The sequence below is a fragment of the Pseudobutyrivibrio xylanivorans genome (assembly GCF_008935055.1).
In the GTDB taxonomy this organism is placed as follows: domain Bacteria; phylum Bacillota; class Clostridia; order Lachnospirales; family Lachnospiraceae; genus Pseudobutyrivibrio; species Pseudobutyrivibrio xylanivorans_A.
This window is the reverse complement of the sequence record NZ_CP043028.1, coordinates 1-25,113: the sequence shown is the minus strand read 5'-3', so window position 1 is coordinate 25,113 and position 25,113 is coordinate 1. Positions and strand designations below refer to the sequence as shown.

The window sequence follows — 25,113 nt, the reverse complement described above, 5'->3', positions numbered from 1 at the left end:
TTCAAAGGGGCTTTGAAAATGATGAGGTATCTATCTGAAAGCGAAGCTGCTAAGAGTCGCAGCACAACAGATATAGCAAAAACACTTCCTGCATCTGTGCAGGGATATTGTTATTATGCGGAAAATACTAAGGGAAAATCCATTGGTGGTATCTATATTGAGGTGTGCCAAATTAGACGTTTTTATGATGTGATTGCAGAATCACTAGCAAAATCAAGGGATGAGCTGGTGGAAGATGATCTAAATTCTGTTTCAGATGAAATGATTGAAGAGTATTTATCAATTCCATTTCAGCCCAAATTTGAAGGTGCAAAGCAACGAACAGTAAGTGAGGCGGAGCGGAGCCGTCGCATCAATGCCTTATATAATTACTGTGAGTATCTTATATTAGAAGGAATTCTTTCTCGCAATTTGATTACTAAGCCTGAATCAAAAAGAAAGAAGGGCAGAGTAATCAAGAACTCATCAGAAGTAAAGTTTACAGGTACCGCAAAAGTAAAAACCACAGTGGATGGAAAATATAGCCTCATCAAAGAAAAATATGGTAACAAGCCAAATGAATATCATTATTGTATTAGAGATGAGAAATCAGGACTTTTCTTTTTAGATGATAAAGGTGAAAAGCTTGTTATAAAGTCATATTCTGATGCCAGAAATTATGTAAAGAAACTATATTAAGACGGAGAATAATTGGACTTATAAGCTTGTTGATGAAGCAGAATCCATGAGTGAACTTATTCGTAAAAAGAAAATGTATGGATTAAAGTAAATTTTATTTAAATACATATCAAATCGCAGGAACAACCTCTATCAATGAGGTTGTTTTTTATGGATAAGACCGAAAATTATACGATACTCGGTTGAATTACGGTTATAGTCCTGGAGTTATACCGAGGATTTTTACGCTTGATGATGGTGTTATGACGACACAGGATTAACAATATTCTTTGGTACACTAACTCTATCTGTAAATAAATGCTATATGTAGAGCTATTAAAAGTATAGGTTGCATTGCTGTTATAAAAAGTTATAAAAAGGTATTATGCTGTACGATTTTTCGTACTTATAACATGATATTTTATATTCAGGATATAAAAGTAACCATTTGCAGAGAGGGGCGGGTTTATGAAACAAAGATTGATTGTTAATATCACATTTTCTTTATTAATCTCTATTTTTTCGCTTGCTTATTTTATTAAGCCAACACCTGTATTTGCTGAGTCTCTTAATATTGATGGTGTAGAGTATCAGTTTGATGAGGATACTGACTATGTGCTGAAAAATGCCCAGTCAAATAAAGCTATAAATGGTAAGACTAAATTTGGTATATTATCACTTGATGGCGATATCAAAAAGATAAATGATGTAAACAAAGTTCAAGCCTTTGAAGTAAATAGTGGCATTGTAGAAATTAAGTACAACATTGATACTGCTACAGATAAAATCTCAGAGGACAATACAAAAAAGGTCTCTACGGCTACACTTGATGAAAAAGTAAAGAAAGGTGCTATTATTGTTCAAACATCATTAGATGGAGAAAACTGGTTTATAGATAAACAGCTTACAGATGTATTGGGCGAAGAGAGCGAATTTGAAGAGAAAGTATATGAGTCAAATTATGTGCAACAAGCAAATGGATGTTTTTATAGAGTTTTAGTAGCGTATAAAACAAAAACATTAGTTGAGAAGAATAGTTTTTTGGTGTTTGATACATCAGATTACAATGTAACAAGATGGGCAGAAGTCTATAAATTTTATTTGATTGATAAGGATTTAGGTAATGTTGAATCTGTAGACACAACGCCACGTACTATATTCCAAGATAAAGAATATCGATTTAAAGTAGAAAATGATTCAGGTTATAGTGTGATAGTTGATATTCCTGATGATGATCCTCATAGAGGCTGGAATCTTGGAGATTTTACTATAAATGGATACACCGATGCTATTAAAGATGAAGACGATGTGCCGATGTTTTTAAAAAATGTTGGTGATCAAGTAACATTATGGTTCACATTGGATTCAGGAATTAAAGATATAAATAAGTTGAATGGTAATGAGGACTTATCCATCAATGATGTCAAAGATGGTTGGGATGACCAGTTTGATATAAAACATACAGCATTTAGAAAAGGAACTTTAATTATCCAACAAACTGATGCTGAGGGGAAAGCAAAAGACCCAGTTGTTTTCACCAATTATCTTGAAGCCAATGTTCGTACTGGCGCTGATACAAAAGTTAAATTGTTTGAAGAAGGCGACTATGTAGTTGCATTAGATTATGAAATAAAGGATTCATCGGGGATACTTGATGACATCTCAAGTTATTCGCTATTTTTTGAATTCAAGATTAGAAATGGCAATTGTAACATATTCCCATTTGATTTGGCGACAAATAATCAACTTGTAGATCATTCTATCTCTATGGAAGGGTTCAGATTAGACTATGCAAATTCGAAGTATTTAACAGTTTCAGTTGAACATAAAGCAATTAATTTCAATGGCACATCTTATTCTGAGGACACTAAAGGAAATAAGCCAGCAAAAGATGGCTCAGAATATAAAGATGAAGGTATTTATATTATTAGTGTAGAGCATGATTATGATAGTAACCGTAAAACAGATAAGACAATTTATGTTGGAGATTCTCCAATTATAAAAGCGTTATCGAAGAATAATCTTTCTGTTAATGATGTAAATAATCTACTAGCCCAGGGATATAAACTAAAAGATGATGGTAGTCTTGTATCGAAGTCTGGCGAGGCGGTAACTGAAGATGAGAATATAGAAGATGCAAACGATACAACTGAGGTAGTAGATAATTCTAGCAGTACTGAGATAGCCAAAAATGTAACAGAAAAAAGTGAGCCAGATAAAAGTGATGGAAGTAGTGGGTCAAGCGTTAATTCCACAAAACAGGAATCATCGCCTATAGGATATATTGGTATCGCTGTAGTAATAGTTGTTGGAGGCTTCTGGGTCTTAAAGAATAGGAAAAAGAAGCTAGTTCAAAATATAAATGAAACAAATGAAGGAACTAGAAACGAGGAACGAGGAAATGTTGATGTAAGCGAAGAGGAGGAGAAGTAATGGTAAAAAAGATAATTGCAATAACTTTATCATTGGCTTTAACTCTTTGTGGCTGTGGTCAAAGCGCATCAGTTAGTAACACGACAGAGAGTAGTGAAGATACACAAACAAAAGTAGAAGAAAGTGTAGCACAGGACGAAAGTGCCACTACAGAAGATGATGAATTAGGCGATATTGATTTATCCAATACATCAATGCAAGATGAAGAATTAATTCAGTATGTGGAGGATACAGTTTATTCTGATCTAGAGTCAACGCTTGATTCCGAAGACTATATTATTGAAAATGTTTCAGCTGTTTATGTTTCTAAAGAGTACTTGGAAGAATTAGAATATAATTCCAAATCTAATATTTTCTTTGGGTATTCTTTGGAAGAAGTCGAAAAGCAATTTGATGATGAACAGTACGTTTTTACAACAAATGATGAAGGAAAAACAGTAGTAGCAAAATTTGAGGATTATGATGATACTTATGACCAGATTATTAGAAATGTAGCTATAGGTGGAGGCGTAATTCTTGTATGTGTTACTGTTACCGTTGTATCAGCGGGGCTAGGTGCGCCAGCAGTTAGTATGATTTTTGCAACAGCTGCATCTACTGGAACAGAATTTGCTATTTCGGGAGCTGTGATTAGCGGTGCAGTATCGGCTGCAGTTACAGGATATGAAACTAAGGATTTAGAATCTACTGTAAAAGCAAGTGCTTTGGCTGCTAGCGAAGGTTTTAAGTGGGGTGCTATTTCCGGAGTTGTATTAGGTGGTGTTTCTGCAACAATAGATTTGGCAGCTGCTAATCTGTCGCCTAAAACAATCCCAACACCAAGAGAGTCTGAAGAATATGTTTTAAAGATTAAGGGCGGAAGAGAACAGGTTTCTTATATAGGTGGAAAAGAAGTTCCATTTAACACACCAGGTGCAACAAGGCCAGATGTGGTTGTACAGAATCCGAATGGTACTATAGAAGCTATAGAGGTAAAAAACTACAATTTGGCAAGTGCCAAAAGTAGACAAACTTTGTACAGTGAACTGGAAAGACAAATAACAGCTCGTGTACAAAATCTTCCAGCTGATTCAACTCAACGAATTATTCTTGATACAAGAAATAGAGAGTATACTACTGAGATAATTGAAACAGTTACTAGAAATATACATCTTAGATTAGATAGTGTTTATCCTAATATACCAATTGAAATTCTTTAGTGGAGGTTTTTCATGGAATTATTTACAGAGGATAGAAAAAGATACGTAGATGTAGGTGGAAGCTGGATTTTACATTCTGTTTATTCGACTGCACAGGTTCGATTAGGTGGAATGAAAAGAAAAATTCCTCTAGCAATGGATTTTCTTCAAACAGGGAAATGTGAACCTAATAATGCAATAGAGACTGCACGACAAATTAATCTGCTAAGAGATGAATTTTCAAAGATTAAACCAGAAAAGGCTGTATATGATTGTGATAATCCTAAAGTAAAAGCTCCGTGGGATGGAAATCTAAGCTATGTAACTACATCGTGTGCAAATTTATACACAACTGCTGATGGAAAGGATTTACTATTTGAATTAGTATCAATTCTTACCTACGCAGATATTATGAAGAAAGCAGTAGATATGTCGGAATGAATTCCCATCCAGGAGTCCTAGGCAGATAACTTGATATCATACAAACAACCTCTATCCCATGATGAATGGATGGAGGTTGTTTTTTTCTTACGGTTATAGTCGCGGAGTTATACCGAGGATTTTATGGTTATAGGAAACATTAAATAATGTAAGTCTCATTTTACCCCCCCCCCCCGAATAATGAACATAAAAAAATATATCAAAAATACTATTGACAAAATGTTTTTAGCGTGGTAAATTATACTTACAAGATGAACATACAAAAACATATCATTTTTGTATGGAGATATAACTTTAAAATGAACGGCTATGAATGGCTATTTTTTTTACAAGTCAATAATGAACATAAAAAAATATATCATCGAAAGGGACAGGAAACATAAATGGAAAGAATATCAGGAATTGCACAGACAATAGGAGGACAAATAACAAGTAGAATCCAAGCAGATCAAAGAAAAAATGAACTTGTTAAAGGTAAAATAAAAGTTTTAGCTCCGAAAGCTATATCTGGTGGACAGATTAACAATGATGATTTATACGAATTGGAGTATAAAACTGAGCCTGACGAGAAGAAAACTACACAACAGGGGGATATTGTTTTAAAGCTTTCTACTCCATATGATGCAGTATATATAGATGAGAAGAACGCGGGACTATTAGTAACATCTTTTTGTGCAATTGTTAGATGTAATCAGAAACAAGTAAATCCAAAGTTTTTAACTGCATTTTTTAACTCAGAAAGCTATAGAAACCAAGTACTTAAGGAGGTAAGTGGTGCGACAGTACCAATGTTAACCATTGGTAAAATAAATGAAGTAGAGCTAAATATGTATGACCCAAAAGAGCAAGAGCAGATTGCAGAATATTATGAATGTATAGTTGAAAAGGAAGCTTTATATAAAAAGACTATTAGTCTTGAAAAGGAGAAATTGGATACTGTTTTTGGATATCATTAAATATTGGTTGGAGGATGTACTAATGGAAAAGAATAATGAGACATTAAGTGAAAAAATAATAAGCATTTGTAAGGAGAATGGGTATACATTACCTGCTTTCTTAGAACAAATATTATATGTCATGAATATTTTTAGTGATGTAAATCTTGAACATAATAGATTTTTTAAATATTTTGTTGGTCTCACAGCAATTAAACATGATGAGATTTTAACTTCTAAACTTTTTGATACAGAGGTAATAAGCAGGATTGAAAAACAATGTGGTTGTATTGAGGGATTATTAAGTAATATAAATGCTCCATATAGATCCCAAGAGGAAGGATGGATGCATACATTTGCAAATATTCTTGAAACAATCGCTACTCAGCCCTTGGACAAGGAAGGTGCTAAGAATTTAGCCTATCAATTGATGAAAACTGTATGTGATGGTTCACATGCAAAATCTATGGTTACGAATACTATTATTGCAGAGTTAGAGAGTGCAGTTGCGGATATTAAGGATGGAGAAGAAGTTTGCGATGGAACTGTAGGATTAGGTTATTCACTTGGAGTGTGTGCAGATAATAAGAAGTGTCAACTTACAATTAACGATATTGATGATAGAAATGTTAGAGATGCTGCACTTTATTTAAATCTTATAGGGGATTATGAACTTGACGCGAAGGTAGGAGATTTTACTATTCGTAAGTCAGAAAAGAAATTTGACAAAGTTGTAATGAATATACCTTTTGGTACAAAAGTCAAAGAACTCAATGGGCATCAAGTAGATATTTTAATTAAATACATGAACACTGATTATTGCAAGGACGGTGATGTTCTGTTTACAGCAGCAGGACTTGATGCGCTAAAAGATAAAGGAAGACTTGTGCTTGTTGTACCACAGAGCTTTTTATTCAAGCAAGGTCTAAATGCAGTATGTCGTGAACGTTTACGTAGTCTTAATCTACTTAGAGCTGTTATTGATCTTCCTGCAGGATTGGATAATACCAGAGTGAAAACATCAATGTTAGTCTTCGAAAAAGGAAATGATGACGTAATCTACGTGGATGCATCAAAGCTCATAAATAGAGGTCGTAGATCAGAAGCTAGCATTACATTAGAAAATAAAAGGCTTCTTACAGATATTATAAACGAAAAGAAGGAGGTAGAAGGAATTTCGCATAAGGTTTCTATAGGCGAAATTAAGGAAATAGGAGATTGGTCATATTCTCGCTATTTTAAGGAAGAGACTGAGGTGATTTATCGTTCTATTGAGGATATAAATAAGGATATAAATGAATGTATGGAACAGATATCAGCCATTGATAATAAAATTGGAAAAATGCAGCTATTCAACTAGAAATGTTACAAAGGAACGAAAGGATTAGAAGTATACAAGATGAAGAGATATTTTATAACAGATGCTAAATATTTTGAAGATGAAAATGATTGGGTGGGAGGAGAACATGCTACGGTAAGATTTATTGATGATTCAGGAAAGGAAAGATGGATTACTTTGTCCTATATTTGTGGTTTTGCAGAATTCTCTTTATCAGAGGATAATCCACAAAAAATAATGACTGAATTATCTTATGAGAATATTGGTAAAATTATCAGTTATCGTATAGATGAATTCAATGGCATTAGTCTTAAGAACCGTGTAGGTGGACCAGTTGATTTATTTTATTTCAAGGACAATGATGCATATAGCTTGTTAAATGTATTGTTTACACTGCTAGAAAATAGAGGCAATGAAGAATTTATTCATAGTGTAATTGGGAAAGATGCTAAAGACATTGACATAGAGACATCAATGTTAATGGTGGATTAACCGCAAAGCACTATAGGCATCCATGTTCTATGCAAGATGAATAAAGATTGGAGCATTAGAATGTATGACAATATTGGATGAATACATAAAGCTTGCATTATATGCTTTGAATCTTAGGGGACAGTATTGCAAAACTAAAGCCAATACTGAGATAGAAAATGAAATCAGAGCCCTGATTGGACTACTTAGGAAGTATTCTCTACGTATGATGCAGCTGAATGTACATTTTTTATATGAGTTGGATTTAAATAGTCTGCGTGAGGCGAAATCTAATTTTTTTGGCTATCAAGATATTCAAAGGAGACATCCTGAGATAGTAACTAAGGAAGTCGAAATAATGATGAATAATCTTGCTAGGAGGGTTTCATATTGGGAAGGGCAGTTGCTTTATGAAAATACTCGCACCATTATTGATTATGAGAATTTCCGTGAGTATTTGCAGAATCCCATTCAGGCAAATAGAATTGCTAAGGATTTTTTATATGAAATAGCAGAATCTTATTTATGCGATAGTGCATTGCAAGAGGGTGGCTCAAAATCAAATCAGCGAGTGGAAAGCGTGACGATTTTCATTGATGAAACTAACAAAAAGCATCCACTGCATCCAAAAGGAGGGCTCGTCAGTAATTACAGCTTCATAATAGCAAAGGGCAAAATCAAGAAAGAATCTGAACTTAATTATGCAAATATTGTTTGTGAGAAAGTAGGACAGGTTCGAAGTACTAATCATGTTGAAGATATTACCCTAGAAGCCATAGGAAATGCGTTGTTTACGCTTCTTTATGATTATAACTACACTCAAGATGTGCACATTTGGATTGATAATCTGACCGCAAAACATCATTGGAACAAGAAGAAGAAAGAACTTGCATTATATAAGTGTTTCAATTCTGTCAATGTTAGCCATGTAAGCAGGGGATATAATACTAAGGCAGATGCCTTATCTAGGCAAAATGTGGTTGTTACTTTTTCAAAAGCTGAATTTGATAAGTTGGAGCAATTTGATTTGGCAAATCAGCTGAAGAACTATTTTAAAAATGAAGCGGTATAAGAATAATTTTTATGGGAGGTAATTTTTGAAAAAATATTTGAAAAAGCATCTTATAAGGGGAAGCATATTAACATTAGCATTGTTAATATGGGCATTTAAACCATACCATCTGGATAACAGTAAGAAATATCCAATCTACATGAAATATGAGGTGACATGTGGAACAGAAAGTGGTACGTGGCATTTACAAAGAATAGACCCAAATAAGTATAGTGGTTATCAGATAGCCACCAACCCATCGATGAGTTTAGAATCTACAGTAGAAGCTCATATGGTGACGGACGGTGTAGATGTTCATTTGAACGAAGGAGAGTATTTGAAACTGGTTAATTGTTCCGGGATATTAATAGATAGCGAATAATACTTTATAGGTTGTTAAAGTGTTATTTCAAATACATGGCAAGAATATATATGCTATAATTACTATGTGTTTTTACATGCTTTTAATTCATATAGGAGATGTGTCTATGGCGGTAATACATAATGAAGATTCTAGAGTAAAGATTCCAGCACTTGTTCATTTTACAAGACTAGGATACACGTATAAGTCATTAAAAGAATCTGATGGAAAATATGATGAGGATACCAATATTTTTATTGGTTCTTTTCGTGATGGAATAAATAATATTAATGGAACTAATATTTCTGAGCAAGAAGCAAAAGATATAATAGCAGATTTAAAAGATACATTAAATCAAGAGGATTTGGGACAGGGCTTTTATACTTATCTAAAGAAAGGTTATAAGGGACTCAAGTTAATAGATTTTGATTCTATTGATGGTTTTAAAAATATATATGAGGTAGTCACTGAATTTACTTGTAAAAATGGAAGTGAAGAGTTTAGACCGGATATTACAGTTTTGGTTAATGGAATGCCGCTTGTTTTTATAGAGGTAAAGAAACCGAATAATAAAAATGGAATACAAGCTGAATATGAAAGAATTAATAAACGTTTTGCAAACAAGAAATTCCGCCGGTTTGCAAATATTACACAGTTTATGATTTTCTCAAATAATAGTGAATATGATGATACTGAGGTCATTCCGTTAGAAGGAGCATTTTATTCGACCACAGATTATAAAAAATTATTCTTTAGTCATTTTAGGGAAGAAGACAGTTCTATATTTGACAACATCTCTGAAATAGATGTTGATGTGGAAAAGAAAATTTTAAAGGATAATAATCTGTTTTCTATAAAGGGAAGTGGTGAGTATGATACTAATATGTCTTCAACTACTCCTACAAATAGAATTATTACATCTATGCTTTCGCATGAGCGATTCATGATGCTTTTAAAATATGCAATATGCTTTGTCGATAAAGTAGATCCTGATACAGGGATTAGAAGATTAGAAAAGCATATTATGAGATATCCTCAGCTATTTGCCACAAAAGCAATTGAGAAAAAATTAGATGATGGTGTAAAGAAAGGGGTAATTTGGCACACGCAAGGAAGCGGTAAGACTGAACTTGCATTTTACAATACACATTATTTGAAGGATTATTATCAAAAGCAAGGGATAATAGCGAAGTTTTATTTTATTGTAGATAGATTAGATTTACTTCGACAGGCTGCAGACGAGTTTCGTTCTCGAGGACTTGTTGTTGATGAGGTCAAAAACAAAGCTGAATTTGAAAAAGTATTTACGAAACCAGGCGAAAAAAATAATACCGGTGAACTATCTATTACTGTTATTAATATTCAAAAGCTATCTGCAAATGCTATTTCTAAATCTTTAGATTACGATTTGAATATACAGAGGATTTATTTTTTAGATGAGGCACATAGAAGCTATAATCCGACAGGGTCATTTCTTGCAAATTTAATAGCTTCAGATAGAAATGCAGTAATGATTGCGTTAACTGGAACGCCTCTGATTAGTGGAGACTATAATACAACAGATGTATTTGGGCACTATATTCATAAGTACTTTTATAACAGCTCAATTGCGGATAGGTATACTCTTAGATTAATAAGAGAAGGAATTAAGACTGAGTATAGAATGAGCCTAATGGCAGCTTTAAAAGAACTCAAAGCTATTAAAGGCTCATTGCCTACGAAAGATATATATGCGCACAAAGCTTATGTTAGACCATTGGTAAAGTATATAATTGACGATTTTACAAGGAGTAGACTCAGGCTTAATGATGATAGCATCGGAGGTATGATAGTTTGCGAATCGGAATCACAAGCTAGAGCTGTTTTCGAGGAAATAAAGTCTAAGAATTACAAAGTGGCACTGGCAGATGAGCAGGATGATAGCGAACTTTTATTAGATAAAGATTATTCTTGTGCCTTAATATTGCATGATGAAGATGATAAAGATACAAGAGCTCACGAGCAAAATGAATTTAAGCAAGGACAAATAGATTTTCTGGTGGTTTATCGCATGTTACTTACTGGATTTGATGCGAATAGACTCAAAAAGCTTTATCTTTGCAGAAAGATTACTGAACATAATTTACTTCAGGCTTTAACCAGGGTTAACAGACCATATAAAAATTATAGATATGGTTATGTTGTTGATTTTGCTGATATTAGAAAAGAATTTGATAAGACAAATAAGGCCTATTTCGAAGAACTTCAGCAAGAGTTAGGAGATGCCTTTGAGGAATATAACAACATTCTAAAAGGCGAAGATGAGATTAAAAAAGAGTTAGATTATATTTCCGAAAAGCTTTTTTTATTTGATACAGAGAATGCAGAAATATTCTCACAGCAAATTTCAGAATTAGAAAAAAGTGAATTGATAGAAGTTCGTAAAGCTATAGAACTATATAAGGAATTGGCTAATTTATCAAAGCTATATGGTTATGATGATTTAGCAAATAGATTTACCCTTGATAATATAAAGTCTCTATACAATGAAGTAACAAATCGAATCAATATAGTAAATCAAAAGGAAGCATTGGCTAATGCGGAGGACATGTCTGCCATTTTAAATATGGCTTTGGATGGAATAGACTTCAGGTTCCATAAGGTGTCAGAAAGTGAAATGGTTATTGCAGATAAATTCCGAGAATCATTAGAGCATACACGGGCAGAACTGCAGCGTAATAATGATCCCAAAGATCCAGAATATGTCTTATTAGTTGATGAATTACAAAGATTATTTGCAAAGAAAAATATTGAGGAATTAACAGCAGAAGAGATGGATTCTCATATTAAGGAACTAAATAGAATAGAAGACGCAGCGAAAAAAAAGAATCTTGCGGATGCAATGCTAGCTAGAAAATATAATGGTGATCTGAAGTATATGAGAACGCATAAAAGATTACGTGAGGGCATTAGTCCAGTTGCAACTGATATTGTGCTAAACAGAATATTACTTTCAGTAAAAAATTCTGTTGATAAGCAAGTGTATGATAATGAAAACGTTCTTGATAATGAACCGTATTTTCAAAAAAGTATGTACCGTTTAATATTAAAAGAATTTAACAATAATGATATTCGGCTAAATGCTCAGAATGTAAAAGAAATCGGAAATTGTATTTCCGAAGAATACTTTCATGAAAGGACCTGGAAATAAAAATGAATATTTCAGAAATAAAACAAGAAACATATGCCATGATTGATGATTTAAAGTCAGCATGTAATTTGGCCGGAGCAGGCAATAGTCCAGGGGAATACAAGATTATAACTCAATCATTTCTTTATAAATTTTTGAACGATAAATTTATATATGATTTAGGAAAAAATGTTCCAGAGTTTCAAGGAAAAAGTAATAAAGAAATTGAAAGCTTACTAAAGAGCAAAAGTGATGAAGAATATGAAATTATGTTACTTAGTCTAGATGCAGGAACCGCTGTTCTTGGTAAAGAGCAGCTGATATCTACAATATTTAGTCGCAAGGGCGAAGAGGATTTTCATAACATATTCGATAAGGCACTTGAAGAAATTTCAAAAAAGAACATGGAGATTTTTTCTGTGCATACTGGTGGAAAAGCTCAAATAAAACTATTTTCACCAATATCTAGAGAAATCGCAGACGATGAGAAGAAGGATTCACTATGTAGTGCAATTATACAAAAACTAGCAACAAGTAGTTTTGAGAATGTTTTTGAACAGAAATATGATTTTTTTGCGGATATTTTTGAATATTTAATAAAGGACTACAATAAAGATTCTGGACGATATGCAGAGTATTACACTCCGCACGTTATTGCAGGAATTATTGCAAAGATTATGGCTCCTGAAGGCGCAACAAATGTGACAGTATATGATCCTTCTGCTGGTACAGGAACGCTAGTGTTAGCTATGGCACATCAGATAGGAGAAGAACATTGTACTATTTATACTCAGGATATTACACAAAAGTCTAACGAATTTATGAGATTAAATTTGATTCTAAATAATCTTGTGCATTCGTTGCCCAATGTAATTCAAGACGATACGTTGCTTTATCCTAGACATTTAAATAAGAAAAAAACAGATATTGAGCATTTTGATTTTATTGTATCGAATCCGCCTTTTAATGTTGATTTTAGTGAGACTAGAGATGAATTGGCTGGTAGTAAGTATAATAAACGGTTTTGGGCAGGAGTGCCAAACGTTCCAAATAAAGATAAATCTAAGATGGCCATATATCTTATGTTTTTACAACATATTATTGATTCAATGAAAGAGGACGGTAAAGCAGCGATTGTTGTTCCAACCGGATTTTTGACTGCCGGAAGTGGTATTCAAAAGAAAATCCGCGATAGAATAATTCGTGAGAGAATGCTAAAAGGTGTTATATCAATGCCTTCTAATATTTTTGCAACTACTGGAACGAATGTATCAATTATCTTTTTAGATAAATCAAATAAAGATGGAGATGTCGTATTGATGGATGCTTCAAATCTTGGTACTAAAGAAAAGATTGATGGCAAATATCAAAAGACAGTTCTTAGTGATAGTGAAATAAGAAGAATAATTGATATCTTTATTAAGAAGGAGCCGGTTGATGATTTCAGTGTGGTTGTAAAATACGAAGATATAGAAAAGAAAAAATTGTCATTTTCAGCTGGACAGTATTTTGAGGTAAAGATAGATTATGTAGAACTAACACCTCAGGAGTTTACCGATAAAATGAATAACTATATGGTTGAGTTACAGGAATTATTTGATGAAGGGGCGAAACTGCAAAAGGAAATAATAGAACAGTTAAAAAAGGTTAATTATGAGCAAAATAATAACGTCTAAACTTGAAAATATATGTATAAAAGAGAAAGGTTCACTGATATCTGGACCATTTGGTTCAAATATTTCCAGTAAATATTTTGTTGATAAAGGCGTCCCAGTAATAAGGGGTAACAATTTAAATTTATCATATGAGAAATTTAATGATGAGGGATTTGTTTTTGTCACTAAGGAAAAAGCTGATGAGCTTAATTGCTATGCATACAGTGATGATTTGATTTTCACTGCTGCTGGAACAATAGGGCAAGTAGGATTAATTCCTAGAGATTCAAAATATAAGGAATATGTTATATCTAATAAACAAATACGTGCAAGAATAAATCAATCACTAGTTGATGTAAAGTATGCATATTATTGGTTTTGTAGCCCGTGGATGAAAAAATGTTTGATGAACAATAATAAAGGGAGTACGGTGCCTCTTCTTACATTAGGAGAGGTTAGAGATTTGCAAATATCTTATCCAGAAAGCCTAGAAGCGCAGAAGAAAATTGTTGAGTGTGTAGAATGTGTATCACAGAAGATAGAATTAAATAATAGGATATACGACAATTTATACAAGCAGGTTTGTAGCATATATGACTATTGGTTCACTCAGTATGACTATCCTAATGAGGAACGCAAACCTTATAAAGCGTCGGGGGGTAAACTTATATACAGTGAATCTTTAGGCAAAAGCATTCCTGCGACTTGGAATACAACTACAGTTGGGGAGATTACAACATGTCTTGATTCAGAAAGGATACCCTTATCTGCAAATGAAAGGTTATCTATGCAAGGGGCCTATCCTTATTATGGAGCAACTGAAATAATGGATTATGTGAACAAATATATCTTTGATGGTGATTATATCCTTCTTGCTGAAGATGGTTCGGTCATGGATAAAAACGGTCATCCTGTCCTACAAAGAATTCATGGCAAATGCTGGATTAATAATCACGCGCATGTGTTAAAACCTGCAAGCGGATATTCTTGTCTACTTCTACAAATGATTTTAAAAGACATACCAGTTGTAAAAATCAAAACAGGATCTATTCAGTATAAGATTAATCAAGAGAATATGAATAGTTTTGTCTTGCCAGAAATACCAAGTTCGCTCCGTGAAAAGTTCATTAGTATAACCGAACCTCTTGACATAAAAATGTTGGCTATTAGATCAGAAATAGATCAATTGAATAAATTAAGAGATTGGCTCTTGCCAATCTTCATGAATGGACAAGCATCAATTTCAGAGTAAGTTACGAATTCATTGTGCTTGCATCGTTAAATTACATGAGTTCTCGCTTTATTCTAAAGCCTGTATTTATCGAAAATCTTGAAAAAGTGGTAAAGCATTTTACTAACAAACATGGTTGGCTAAGCATTGCTTAAATTGAATATTCATAATTCATTAATCAAGATGAGGGATTAATGCAATCCCTCATCTGATGCAAGCTATATAGTTGGTGTATTAACATAAATAATCACTTCACTTGAAGGTTCAACCCAAGTTTTAGCATCAAATTTCTCGAGTCCATTAATGCTAATCTTAGCCACTTTATTATTTTTGTTTTTCAGATAAAGTTAGTTTAACAAAGAATGTTGTTTATCTTGTGTCGACACAACAAACTCATCAAATTATCCTTTTATATAACTAAATAAGCATATCTTGTATTATAATAAAATCCGTATAAACGATATCACGGTTGAGTATCAGCCGGATGTACGGAAGATGTGGGAGTAGAATATGATTTTTCGCAAGAAGAAAAATGAGATAGCAGTTGTTGAATTAAAAGAATTGGTTACTACCGATGAATTTAATGAACTTTCATTGGTTGAAATTAAGGATGAGAAGGTAATCAGTCGTATTGTAAGTGCTGTGCCAGGTGCAGCTCAAGTTGTTGGAAATACGGTTGTAGCTGCGGAAGCTGCTGGTTTAGCCAATAGTGGAGTTTATCAAGCAATATTGCCTAGTGGTGCAAAACTCGTTAACTCTAAAGCTACTGAAGGCGCAGTTAGAGGTATGTTTAGAGAGGGTGGTAAAATTGCAGGTAATGCAGACTTTGTGTCTGTTGATGGTGCTATGAAAAATATTGCGGCTGTAAATGTTGCCAATGCCGCTATGGGAGCAGCATCTCTTGTCGTGGGACAATATTACATGCAACAGATTAATGCTGAGCTTAATGCAATTAGTGATGGAATATCAAGACTTCAGGATTATCAAAAGAACGAATATAAGAGCAAAGTACTAACACTTGTAACACAGGTTAAACGTGCTGCTGATTTCCAAGCTGAAATACTAGAAGATGTCACCCTTAGGGCTGAAGAAATAAGTAGACTTCAATCATTAGAAACTACTTGTATGAATTTACTTAATCAGGCGAATATAGAAGTAGAGCAGATTAGTTTTAGAAAGTATGATACATTTGATAAGTATTCTCAAGCTACAAAAGATATTTCTGAATGGCAGAAGTATCAGATGATGCTTGTTAATGTATTGTTTACGATTGCAGATTTAAATTATACATTTCATATAGGTGCTTTATCACCTGAACAATGTTATTCGACTTATGACAGTAGTTTTAAGTACACTGACAAGACGATTGAAAAAACAAAGAAATGGCATTTGATGCATGAAGAAACGCTAGGTATAGATATTGATCAGGCTATTTTTGAGCGAAAGGGCTTAGATGCAATTGTACATAAGCCATTATCGTTGATTAACGATGATTTTCAGTATAGGTCTATGAAAAAACAAGAGGTTGAAAAAATCCGTATTCAAAAAGGTGCTGAAATTGTTAATCGTCGTGAAGAGAATAAGAATCTGTATATGGAAGACGCTAAAATAGTATTTAAAAATGGAAAAGTATTCTATGTGTCAGTTTAACATTTTAACAATATGATTTTGAAATACTGTCAGTTTAACTTGAAATATAGTTATTCTGACAGTATTATTTTTATATAATTAAACTATAGTTATTTTGATTCTTATACTGATAAGTAGCTATAGAAATGCATATGTCTTTCTTTGTTTATAAGTAAATTTTCTAATACCAAAGCTCTAGGGTATATATATCTCTAGGGCTATTTTTCTATCATCCAGACGTAAAAACTGATAAAATTACAATATACGATGACTTGAAAGTGAGCCACATACCTATTCTTCAATTGTCCTTATAGGACACGAGGTATTCTTATGAAAGAGTATTTAGATGAAAAAGAAGCTCAAATCAGCAGAACAGTCACTAATATTACTGACACACTACCAAGTTCAGTTGCTGCCTTTGCTCATAGCTTAGAGTATGACAATATTAAATCTATTGCTTCTATATATCAGTACATATTAGATATCCGCTTGTTCTATTCTGTATTAGCAGAACAGTGGGAAATAGATCCTAAAGATATTGATGATAAGAAACTCTATAAAGTTACCCCTGAGATTATTAAGTCATATGTAAATGCTTTATATAAACCAAATAGGATAACAGCTGGACTAACATCTCCAGATCAAAAAAGAAAAGATAAGCGCTATAAAAGCCTTTGGTATTACTTTGATTACTTGGAAAGAACAGGTTTCCTTGATGAAAATATAATGCAAAAACCTGAAGATAAAAGGAAAGGCAAACCAGCTAAACCTAAGGTAATTAAGTCTCCTGAAGATGTATCTTTTAAAATGAATGGCTGGACCAAAACCACTGTTGATGGTAAGTATAGTATCATCAAAGAAAAAGACCCTAATGGTGGCTATGGAAAGTATCGTTTTTACGTTAAAGATGAAGAAAGAAACGTACTCTTTACTGATGACAAAGGAGAAACACTCTATTTAAATGGCAATGAAGCTAGAGATTTTGTAAAAAGACTCTATGTTAACCTCAAGAAAGAGAGACATAAATGAATAAAAAAGACCAAATGACAGTAGAAAACTTTGTGAGCACAGGGATGGATCTAGAAACCCTCTATGCCTCCTTCCCAGACTTTTCAAAGGAAGAAATAGCAGAGATTTACAATAACTATAAAGACAACGAAGTACCAACAAATAATCCTACAAACATGAGCATTAACTGTTCTTAACAAATATGAAGAGGGGAAGAGTATGACTTTATTTATTAATACATGTGTAAGAGAAGAATCAAGAACTAAGATTTTATCAGATGCGTTACTTTCTAAACTTGGGGATTATGAAGAACTAAAGCTCGAAAACATAGATTTTCCAAAGACCGATGAAGCTTTCTTAAAGAAAAGAGATTCCCTTATAGCTTCACAAAGCTTTGATAATCCAATGTTTACCTTGGCTCGCCAGTTCGCTAAGGCAGATATAATAGTGATTGCTGCACCATATTGGGATTTATCTTTTCCTGCTGTACTTAAACAGTATATTGAGCATATTAATGTACTGGGCATTACATTTGAGTACACACCAGAAGGTTTTCCCAAAGGGTTATGTAAAGCCAATAAGCTTTATTATGTGATGACAGCTGGTGGCACCTACGTTCCAGAAGAATATGGATTCGGATACATAAAGTCCTTAGCAGAAAACTTCTATGGAATAAAAGATGTAGAGCTAATCAAAGCAACAGGGTTAGATATCTACGGAACTGATGAAAAAGCTGTTCTTAATGATGTAATTACAAGAATAGAAAAGATTTGATACTACAACCATTATACGAAAAGGAACTTCTTACAAACAGTTAAATATTGGCGATACTTGGCCTGAGGAGGACTAAATTGAATAGAGCAGACGTACTAAAGAAAGAATATAACCTTGAAAAACATCCTGAAGGCGGCTGGTTCGTAGAAGTCTACACAGCTCCTTTTGAAAAGGAAGGTAGACCTCTTGCAGGTAGCATTTATTTCCTTTTAGATAAAGGTGAGCTTTCTCACTTCCACCAGATAGACTGTGATGAAATCTGGTATTTCCACGAGGGCTGTGGAATGAAGGTAACAATGCTTACAGACACTGGCAAAGAAGAACTTTTATTAGGAAACGATGTAGAAAGCGGTCAGAGAGCTATGGTTCTTATCCCAAAGGGCGCTATCTTTGCTGCAGAAAATCTTGAACCAGATGGCTTCACTTTTGTATCCTGCGCTACTACACCAAACTTTACTTATGAAGGCTTTAGACTCGTTGAAAAGCAGGAGATTAAGGAGAAGTTCCCAGAGATTGCTGAGAATATTGAGTATTTAGCCTATTAGATTTCAGTTACATTTCACATTATTTCCAGTACATATTCATATTAGGAGAGTAATATACAACCATCGCAAGAGCGATAATAAAAACTTTTTCATATATCATTCTCCCAAAAAAGGCTGCCGATAAGGCAGCCCATTTTACTTCTTAGCATTTTCAAAGATTTTTGATGTAGCTTTATAAACTACACTAGTCTTATCATTGCCAAGTGATTTTTGAAGTTTATTATTGTAAGTTGATGCATTTTCGCAAGATGCAAATGCATCATACACTTTCTTATAGTCTGGAGCACTTAACTCAGCACCTTTAAGTGCAGCTCTGATTTCAGCTTTTTGCTTATCAGTAACAGTAGGTCGAGTAGTAGTTCTAGGCTTCTTTGGCTGAGGTTTTGTTACTACCTTTTGTCTTACGGTTCTTGTGGTCGTTCTTCCAGAATTACCAGCCCGTCTTGTGTAAGTTCTTCTAGGTCTAGCCTTTGGCTGCTCTTCAGATATTTCTTCAACCACTTTTTCTTTTATTACAATGGATTCCTGACGCTTTATTGAGTATCCCTTTTCAGTCCAAAAATCCACCACGGCATCAAATCCAGAATCTCTACTGATAACGAATATTGCATCATAAGAATTCTGTCCCAACTTATATCCAAGATATGTTGTTAGTTGGAAATCCAAATAATTCTTTGCAGTCTTTTCGGCTTTTACATGCTCTATATTTGCTGTGGAGCTAGTTATAGCTATAAGCGATTCATATGCAACTGTTTTCACCTTTGAACCATAAAAAATTACAACAATATCGTTGCTAGATAATTGATTAACACCAACAAGTCCGGCATCTGATACATTTTCATAGTCTACAAGATATAATCTCTTAATTACTCTTGATTCTCCTGTTGCAGCGCTTATATCTGATACTTTATTTTCGTTCTTTACATTCTTATTAAATAATCCCATATTAACCTCACATATTTCTATAGTTAACAGACCTATTGTATCACAGGTTTGTGTAAAAATTTTTTGTATAATCGCATACTCATACCAATAATATTTACAATTCCATCTGTTATAGTAAATATTTATAGGCTGGTATACTAGGTGGAACAAAATTCACTTAAGTGATAAACTAATAGCCATTAGAGATAGAAATTGGAGAGAATTATTTAAATGATAAAACAGGTCATAATCTGGAAGTTACAGGACAAGTGCTTTGGCCCAAACTTAGGAGCAATCAAGGCAAACATAAAGACAAAGCTTGAGGGATTAAATGGTAATATTCCAGGACTTGAAAACATTGTAGTGTGCACAGAATGTCTTAGCTCATCAAATGGCGATGTAACAGCAGAAGCCATCTTTGAGAGTGAAGAGGCTTTAAAACAATATCAAAAGCATGAGCTTCGTCTTGCTGCCACAAAGGATGCTATTGTGCCTTTCGTGGATACAACAACTCATGTAGAATATGAACTATAAAATCATTTTAAAAAGGGGGTTTTTGAAATGGATGTTAAGGATATTATTACTAAGGTAGCAGGTAACAAGGACCTTTTAGACAAGCTTAAGTCTGCAGATGTTAATCAGGCAAAAGAGCTATTAGACAAAGCTGGTGTAAAGGTTGATGAAGCAGACGTAAAAAAAGTAAAAGATGCTCTAGCAGATGGAAAGATTGATTTGAAAGAAATCAAGGATATCGCTGGAGGAATATTTAAGTAATAGGAACATGACAAGAGAAGAGAGGTTTGCTCAGCTGTTTACACGGCTGGGCAATTCTAAATTTAGGACAAGTTTTCATTTAAAACAAAAGGATTTAGACTATATAGAAGAAAAGGGACTAGAAACTATTAGGGAACATGCAGCTGATTTTATTGCTAAAAGAGAGGCTCTAGCTATTATTCCTAATGATGGAAAACAAACACCGACTAAGGAGGAATCGCGATCATCACATTGATTGCATGTTTTTTATAGAATATGTATAGAGTCAAGAGAATAATACCATACGCTTGTACAGTTCTGTTAGTAGCGCTGATGACACTATTTGCAGAAACTTTAAATGAGAAGGAGATTATATTTCCTGAGATAACAGCATTAGCAGTTGGATATATGGTGGCAAAAAATAGAAGCTGGAAGGTTAATGGAAAGCGTATGCTTTCACTGATAACAGGCTGTGCGATAATAGGAGTGTGCATTGTAAGATTTGTTCCGTTTGATACGTATATCGAAGTGATTTTGGCATTCACAATCGCTCAGGTAATCTTTATGTTTTCAGGAACCACGTTTGCACCATTTGTCTCAGCAATAGTGCTCCCGGTGATGATGCATACTACAAGTATAGTGTATCCTATAGCTGCATTTGTACTGACATTACTTGTAATATTGTTTCATAAACTTTTTCTATTTCAGGGAATCCGAGCAGATGAGGAATATGTTCCTGTGATGCTGAATTCCAGGGACGATATGATAGATACTTCCATTAGAATCCTTTGTGTGACAGTAATAGCCGGTGTTGCATTCAGAACGGGTTATAGATTTGTTGTGGCGCCTCCGTTACTTGTGGCATTTACTGAGTTTTCCAGGCCAAGGAACAAAACAAGAAATATGCCAGTCAAAACGGTGGCAGTGATAACTGTGTGTGCCATAATTGGTGTGATTTCAAGATATTTCTTTGCTATTTGGATAGGGCTTCCTATTACGATTTCAGCAATTGTTGCTACAAGTGGTATGCTTATCGTTATTCATTTTACTAAGATGTATATGCCACCGGTTGGCGCTATTACCATGCTGAGCATGATAATATCTGAAAGCGTACTAATCACATATCCGATTCAGATTTTTGTAGGAAGTAGCTTGATTCTTTTTCTGTCCCGGATGATTTTCATGAGACGGCAGGATAACAAGCTTTATGAAAAAGAACATGAACTTCATGCAGAATGAGTTATAGGTTGTATTTCCTCACATATTGCACGGATCTCTTCACTGAAAACAGTATCTTTGGGCCAGATGAAGGTAAAATCATGTTTTACCCTAAAGTCGTCAAGGGGGATTGTTTTCAGATATCCGGACTGCAGTCCTGATGCAACCGCTGCTTTATATAAAAAGGTGATGCCACAATCTTTTTCAACAAGGCTTATTATGGCATGCATGTTCTCCACCTGGGTAAAATTCCTAAAATCACTTGTGGAGTAATTGTTCAGGGCAAGAGCTCTTTCCAATATATTTCGCGTTCCTGAACCGGGTTCTCTTATAAGAATTCGCTCGGGAAAGAGATCTTTTATCACGCGTGGCTTCTGATTGAAAGAGTGCTTTGCCGAACAGACAGGAACGAACTCTTCTTTGCTAAAAAGCAGCGTTTCATAATCATTTTCAGGGAAATATCCTTCTACAAGTGCAAAATCTATAACACCGTCGGAGAGTTTTTTAAGAAGCTCCGATGTGTTGCCAAATGTAATCTTAAGATTAGTATCCGGGTGATTTTTTATGTAATCACTGATCGGATCAGCAATTATGTATTCTCCTATGGTCATGGTGACACCAAAAGAGATGTCTTTTAAGCCATGGTTATTCTTTGAAAGTATTTCTTTGAGACTTTCATCATCATTTTTTATCTGATTCATTTTTTTATACAGGAGTTTTCCGTTATCAGTTAGAAAAAGTTTTTTTCCATCCTGAGTAAACAGCTTTGTCCCGTATTCATTTTCAAGATGATGTATGTGCTGAGAAACAGCGGGCTGAGTAATATTCAGCTCCTTAGACGCCTTGGTGAAATTGAGGTGCCTGCAAACACATAGAAAAGTATCTATCCTGAAATCCAGCATAATCAGTCCTCCCTAACGATAAGAAATGTTTATGGATATATAATAATATATAATTTTATCTTTTTCAAAAGACAGAATAGAATAAGACCTGCGAAAGAACAGATTAAAAAGAGAGAGAGGTCTTGAGATGGATTTTTTGAAAAAGAATTACATGGGAGTAATAGTATGCTTCACTATTGCAGTTCCTTCATGGCTCCTGGGAAAGCGCTTCCCTGTCGTTGGCGGAGCGGTGATTGCAATCATTCTGGGCATGATAATAGCCCTGTTCTGGAATGACAAGGGGAAGGCGGCTGATGGAATAAAGTTTACATCAAAGATAATTCTGCAGGAGGCTGTTGTCCTCCTTGGATTTGGTATGAATCTTTCGGTCGTTCTTCAGACCGGGAAACAGTCACTTCCTATAATTATCTGCACGATTTCAACATCGCTTATCCTATCATGGATTCTTCATAAGGTTATGAATATCAAAGGAAACACAGCTACTCTTATCGGAGTTGGCTCATCAATATGCGGCGGCTCAGCAATAGCAGCTACGGCTCCTGTCATTGATGCGGATGATGATGAAGTGGCACAGGCAATTTCTGTGATATTTTTCTTTAACGTGCTGGCAGCACTTCTTTTTCCTTCGCTGGGAAAGCTTATAGGTTTTGATATCACAACAGGAGAGGCTTTCGGTATTTTTGCGGGAACTGCAGTTAATGATACTTCTTCCGTCACCGCAGCTGCATCAACCTGGGATAGTATGTGGAACCTGGGGAATCAGACTCTTGATAAGGCAGTTACGGTCAAGCTTACAAGAACACTGGCTATCATACCTATTACACTGGTACTTGCGTATCTGAGGGCAAGGGAAGCAAAAAAGGATGGAAGTTCGACAAATGGCTTTAGCTTTAGAAGAGCATTTCCGATGTTCATAGTCTTCTTTGTGATTGCTTCAATTATCACAACTATTTGCTTGAGAGCAGGTGTCCCTTCTTATGTTTTTAAGCCACTTAAGGAACTTAGCAAGTTCTTTATAATAATGGCCATGGCTGCTATTGGCTTGAACAGTAACATAATCAAACTAATTAAATCAGGTGGGAAGCCGATTTTGCTTGGCGGCTTTTGCTGGATCGGAATAACAGTTGTCAGCCTTTTGATGCAGTATGTAATGGGAATATGGTAAAAGAAAAGCACATAATAAATTTGACATATGTCAGTAATGATGATAAATTATAGCTGACATATGTCAAAAAAGTGGGAGGGTTCTATTGTGCCTAGATTACCAAAATGTAGAAAAATACGTGTATTTCCAGATTACTATAGCTTTGTTCCAGAGAATTCAGAGAATCCTCAGTTGGAGACAATCACCCTTACTCTAGATGAGTATGAGACTTTGAAACTTCTAGATGCTGAAGGTATGAATCAAGAGGATTGTGCAAATAGCATGGGTGTTGCAAGAACAACTGTTACAGCTATGTATGAGAGTGCTAGAAGAAAAATAGCAATTGCACTTGTAGAGGGAAAGCGAATTCGTATATCCGGTGGTAATGTAGAGATGGATAGAAACCAAGCTTTTTTTGATAATAACTTGAAATCAAAAGGAGTAAATACAATGAGAGTAGCAGTAACTTATGATAATGGAAATGTGTTTGGACACTTTGGAAGAACAGAGCAGTTCAAAGTATACGATATCGAAGATGGCAAGGTTGTTAACTCTGAGGTTGTAAGTACTAATGGTGAGGGCTGTGGCGCTCTTGCAGGTGTTCTTAATCTTGCTGAAGTAGATGTTCTTATCTGTGGTGGTATCGGCGGTGGCGCTGTAATGGCTCTTCAGGAGGCAGGCATTCAGTTATACGCAGGTGCAAGCGGGAACACTGATGAAGTCGTAAATGCATTCTTAGCCGGTACACTTGCAGCTTCAGGTGAAGCAAACTGTTCACATCATGATGAAGAACATGGTGACGGACATAGCTGCCATGGACACGGTCACGGAAGTTGCCACAATTAAATACATATAAAGTAGTAAAGGAGTTGGAGACATTATATATTCCAGCTCCTTTTATTTATGAGAGTGTCGGCAAAGTAAATGGGTGTCATTTGACACATAGTTTATAAAATAATAGCTATACATGAGCTCGCATTTGCGGGCTTTTTTGATGTCTTTTTATATTTTATGTGTCAATAGAATACTAATATTTGTGACACATAATGTATAAAAAGATGTCGTTTTGACACATAAAAAATAAAAAGCCGTCATTATGATATGCTCCCTGTCAAGTAGACAGGATAAATATCTAAAATGAGTGTTTAGAGAATGACCATACTTCGTATGAGGTATGGTCATTTTTCTATGCACACCATTTCTCTTTGTATTTATTGATTCGCTTGTTTTCTGGAATAGGATATTCTGTAGGATTTACAGCGGATAAAGCTTCCATTCTTACTTCAAGCGGAGTT

General features: G+C 34.5%; 25 protein-coding genes. 23 read left to right on the top strand and 2 right to left on the bottom strand.

What is annotated here, in order from left to right; all coding sequences use genetic code 11:
* Window positions 1–18: 18 nt before the first annotated feature.
* The 17 genes from FXF36_RS00125 (at window position 19) to FXF36_RS00045 (ending at window position 18,877) form a co-directional block, all read left to right on the top strand.
* Window positions 19–678, top strand: coding sequence for a site-specific integrase (locus tag FXF36_RS00125; RefSeq protein ID WP_151621934.1), 660 nt, complete (start codon window positions 19–21; stop codon window positions 676–678).
* Between the two features lie 447 nt (window positions 679–1,125).
* Window positions 1,126–3,090 carry a hypothetical protein gene (locus FXF36_RS00120; RefSeq protein WP_151621933.1) on the top strand — a complete coding sequence of 655 codons (1,965 nt, stop codon included), beginning with the start codon at window positions 1,126–1,128 and terminating at the stop codon, window positions 3,088–3,090.
* Window positions 3,090–4,289, top strand: coding sequence for a hypothetical protein (locus FXF36_RS00115; protein ID WP_151621932.1), 1,200 nt, complete (start codon window positions 3,090–3,092; stop codon window positions 4,287–4,289). Before FXF36_RS00120 ends, FXF36_RS00115 begins: the two co-directional genes overlap by 1 nt.
* Before the next feature lie 12 nt (window positions 4,290–4,301).
* Window positions 4,302–4,709 (top strand): Imm70 family immunity protein, encoded by a 408-nt coding sequence (locus tag FXF36_RS00110; RefSeq protein WP_151621931.1) that lies wholly within the window; start codon window positions 4,302–4,304, stop codon window positions 4,707–4,709.
* 383 nt (window positions 4,710–5,092) lie between these two features.
* Window positions 5,093–5,665 (top strand): restriction endonuclease subunit S domain-containing protein, encoded by a 573-nt coding sequence (locus tag FXF36_RS00105; protein ID WP_151621930.1) that lies wholly within the window; start codon window positions 5,093–5,095, stop codon window positions 5,663–5,665.
* Between the two features lie 22 nt (window positions 5,666–5,687).
* Complete coding sequence (locus FXF36_RS00100) at window positions 5,688–7,004, top strand: HsdM family class I SAM-dependent methyltransferase (protein WP_151621929.1); 1,317 nt, start codon at window positions 5,688–5,690, stop codon at window positions 7,002–7,004.
* Window positions 7,005–7,043: 39 nt separating this feature from the next.
* Window positions 7,044–7,475 (top strand): hypothetical protein, encoded by a 432-nt coding sequence (locus FXF36_RS00095; RefSeq protein WP_151621928.1) that lies wholly within the window; start codon window positions 7,044–7,046, stop codon window positions 7,473–7,475.
* Window positions 7,476–7,548: 73 nt separating this feature from the next.
* A complete protein-coding gene (locus FXF36_RS00090; RefSeq protein WP_151621927.1) occupies window positions 7,549–8,526 on the top strand; it encodes a hypothetical protein in 978 nt (325 codons plus the stop codon).
* 25 nt (window positions 8,527–8,551) lie between these two features.
* Window positions 8,552–8,887 (top strand): hypothetical protein, encoded by a 336-nt coding sequence (locus FXF36_RS00085; RefSeq protein ID WP_151621926.1) that lies wholly within the window; start codon window positions 8,552–8,554, stop codon window positions 8,885–8,887.
* 106 nt (window positions 8,888–8,993) lie between these two features.
* Window positions 8,994–12,056 (top strand): type I restriction endonuclease, encoded by a 3,063-nt coding sequence (locus FXF36_RS00080; RefSeq protein ID WP_151621925.1) that lies wholly within the window; start codon window positions 8,994–8,996, stop codon window positions 12,054–12,056.
* Window positions 12,057–12,058: 2 nt separating this feature from the next.
* Window positions 12,059–13,711 (top strand): HsdM family class I SAM-dependent methyltransferase, encoded by a 1,653-nt coding sequence (locus FXF36_RS00075; RefSeq protein ID WP_151621924.1) that lies wholly within the window; start codon window positions 12,059–12,061, stop codon window positions 13,709–13,711.
* On the top strand, window positions 13,689–14,942 hold the full coding sequence (locus tag FXF36_RS16500) for a restriction endonuclease subunit S (RefSeq protein WP_243143540.1): 1,254 nt from the start codon (window positions 13,689–13,691) through the stop codon (window positions 14,940–14,942). The genes FXF36_RS00075 and FXF36_RS16500 overlap by 23 nt, the downstream gene beginning before the upstream one ends.
* Window positions 14,943–15,431: 489 nt before the next feature.
* Entirely contained in the window at window positions 15,432–16,571 is a 1,140-nt protein-coding gene (locus tag FXF36_RS00065; protein ID WP_151621923.1) for a hypothetical protein, read from the top strand.
* A gap of 309 nt (window positions 16,572–16,880) precedes the next feature.
* Window positions 16,881–17,579, top strand: a complete 699-nt coding sequence (locus FXF36_RS00060) for a site-specific integrase (protein ID WP_151621922.1) — start codon at window positions 16,881–16,883, stop codon at window positions 17,577–17,579.
* Window positions 17,576–17,755 (top strand): hypothetical protein, encoded by a 180-nt coding sequence (locus FXF36_RS00055; RefSeq protein WP_151621921.1) that lies wholly within the window; start codon window positions 17,576–17,578, stop codon window positions 17,753–17,755. Before FXF36_RS00060 ends, FXF36_RS00055 begins: the two co-directional genes overlap by 4 nt.
* A gap of 22 nt (window positions 17,756–17,777) precedes the next feature.
* On the top strand, window positions 17,778–18,332 hold the full coding sequence (locus FXF36_RS00050; RefSeq protein ID WP_151621920.1) for an NAD(P)H-dependent oxidoreductase: 555 nt from the start codon (window positions 17,778–17,780) through the stop codon (window positions 18,330–18,332).
* 77 nt (window positions 18,333–18,409) lie between these two features.
* The gene (locus FXF36_RS00045) at window positions 18,410–18,877 is read left to right on the top strand and encodes a cupin domain-containing protein (RefSeq protein WP_167511237.1); all 468 of its coding nucleotides are present in this window, start codon (window positions 18,410–18,412) and stop codon (window positions 18,875–18,877) included.
* A 135-nt stretch (window positions 18,878–19,012) separates the two neighbouring features.
* Here FXF36_RS00045 and FXF36_RS00040 read toward each other — a convergent pair whose 3' ends face one another.
* The gene (locus tag FXF36_RS00040) at window positions 19,013–19,822 is read right to left on the bottom strand and encodes a PIN domain-containing protein (protein WP_151621918.1); all 810 of its coding nucleotides are present in this window, start codon (window positions 19,820–19,822) and stop codon (window positions 19,013–19,015) included.
* 210 nt (window positions 19,823–20,032) lie between these two features.
* On the opposite strand from FXF36_RS00040, the gene FXF36_RS00035 reads away from it, so the two are divergent.
* From FXF36_RS00035 to FXF36_RS00020, 4 genes are read left to right on the top strand one after another with little or no spacing between them, the layout of a single operon-like run.
* On the top strand, window positions 20,033–20,335 hold the full coding sequence (locus FXF36_RS00035; protein ID WP_151621917.1) for a Dabb family protein: 303 nt from the start codon (window positions 20,033–20,035) through the stop codon (window positions 20,333–20,335).
* Window positions 20,336–20,362: 27 nt separating this feature from the next.
* On the top strand, window positions 20,363–20,575 hold the full coding sequence (locus tag FXF36_RS00030) for a hypothetical protein (protein ID WP_151621916.1): 213 nt from the start codon (window positions 20,363–20,365) through the stop codon (window positions 20,573–20,575).
* A 7-nt stretch (window positions 20,576–20,582) separates the two neighbouring features.
* Entirely contained in the window at window positions 20,583–20,810 is a 228-nt protein-coding gene (locus tag FXF36_RS00025) for a DUF4186 family protein (protein WP_151621915.1), read from the top strand.
* Window positions 20,811–20,830: 20 nt separating this feature from the next.
* Window positions 20,831–21,793, top strand: a complete 963-nt coding sequence (locus FXF36_RS00020; RefSeq protein ID WP_167511236.1) for a hypothetical protein — start codon at window positions 20,831–20,833, stop codon at window positions 21,791–21,793.
* On the opposite strand, the gene FXF36_RS00015 is transcribed toward FXF36_RS00020, so the two are convergent.
* On the bottom strand, window positions 21,781–22,674 hold the full coding sequence (locus tag FXF36_RS00015; RefSeq protein WP_151621913.1) for a LysR substrate-binding domain-containing protein: 894 nt from the start codon (window positions 22,672–22,674) through the stop codon (window positions 21,781–21,783). The two genes, FXF36_RS00020 and FXF36_RS00015, sit on opposite strands and share 13 nt — an antisense overlap.
* Window positions 22,675–22,801: 127 nt before the next feature.
* On the opposite strand from FXF36_RS00015, the gene FXF36_RS00010 reads away from it, so the two are divergent.
* Window positions 22,802–23,839: a YeiH family protein gene (locus FXF36_RS00010; RefSeq protein ID WP_151621912.1), complete on the top strand. Its 1,038-nt coding sequence runs from the start codon at window positions 22,802–22,804 to the stop codon at window positions 23,837–23,839.
* Between the two features lie 87 nt (window positions 23,840–23,926).
* A complete protein-coding gene (locus FXF36_RS00005; RefSeq protein ID WP_028236233.1) occupies window positions 23,927–24,664 on the top strand; it encodes a NifB/NifX family molybdenum-iron cluster-binding protein in 738 nt (245 codons plus the stop codon).
* Window positions 24,665–25,113 lie beyond the last annotated feature (449 nt).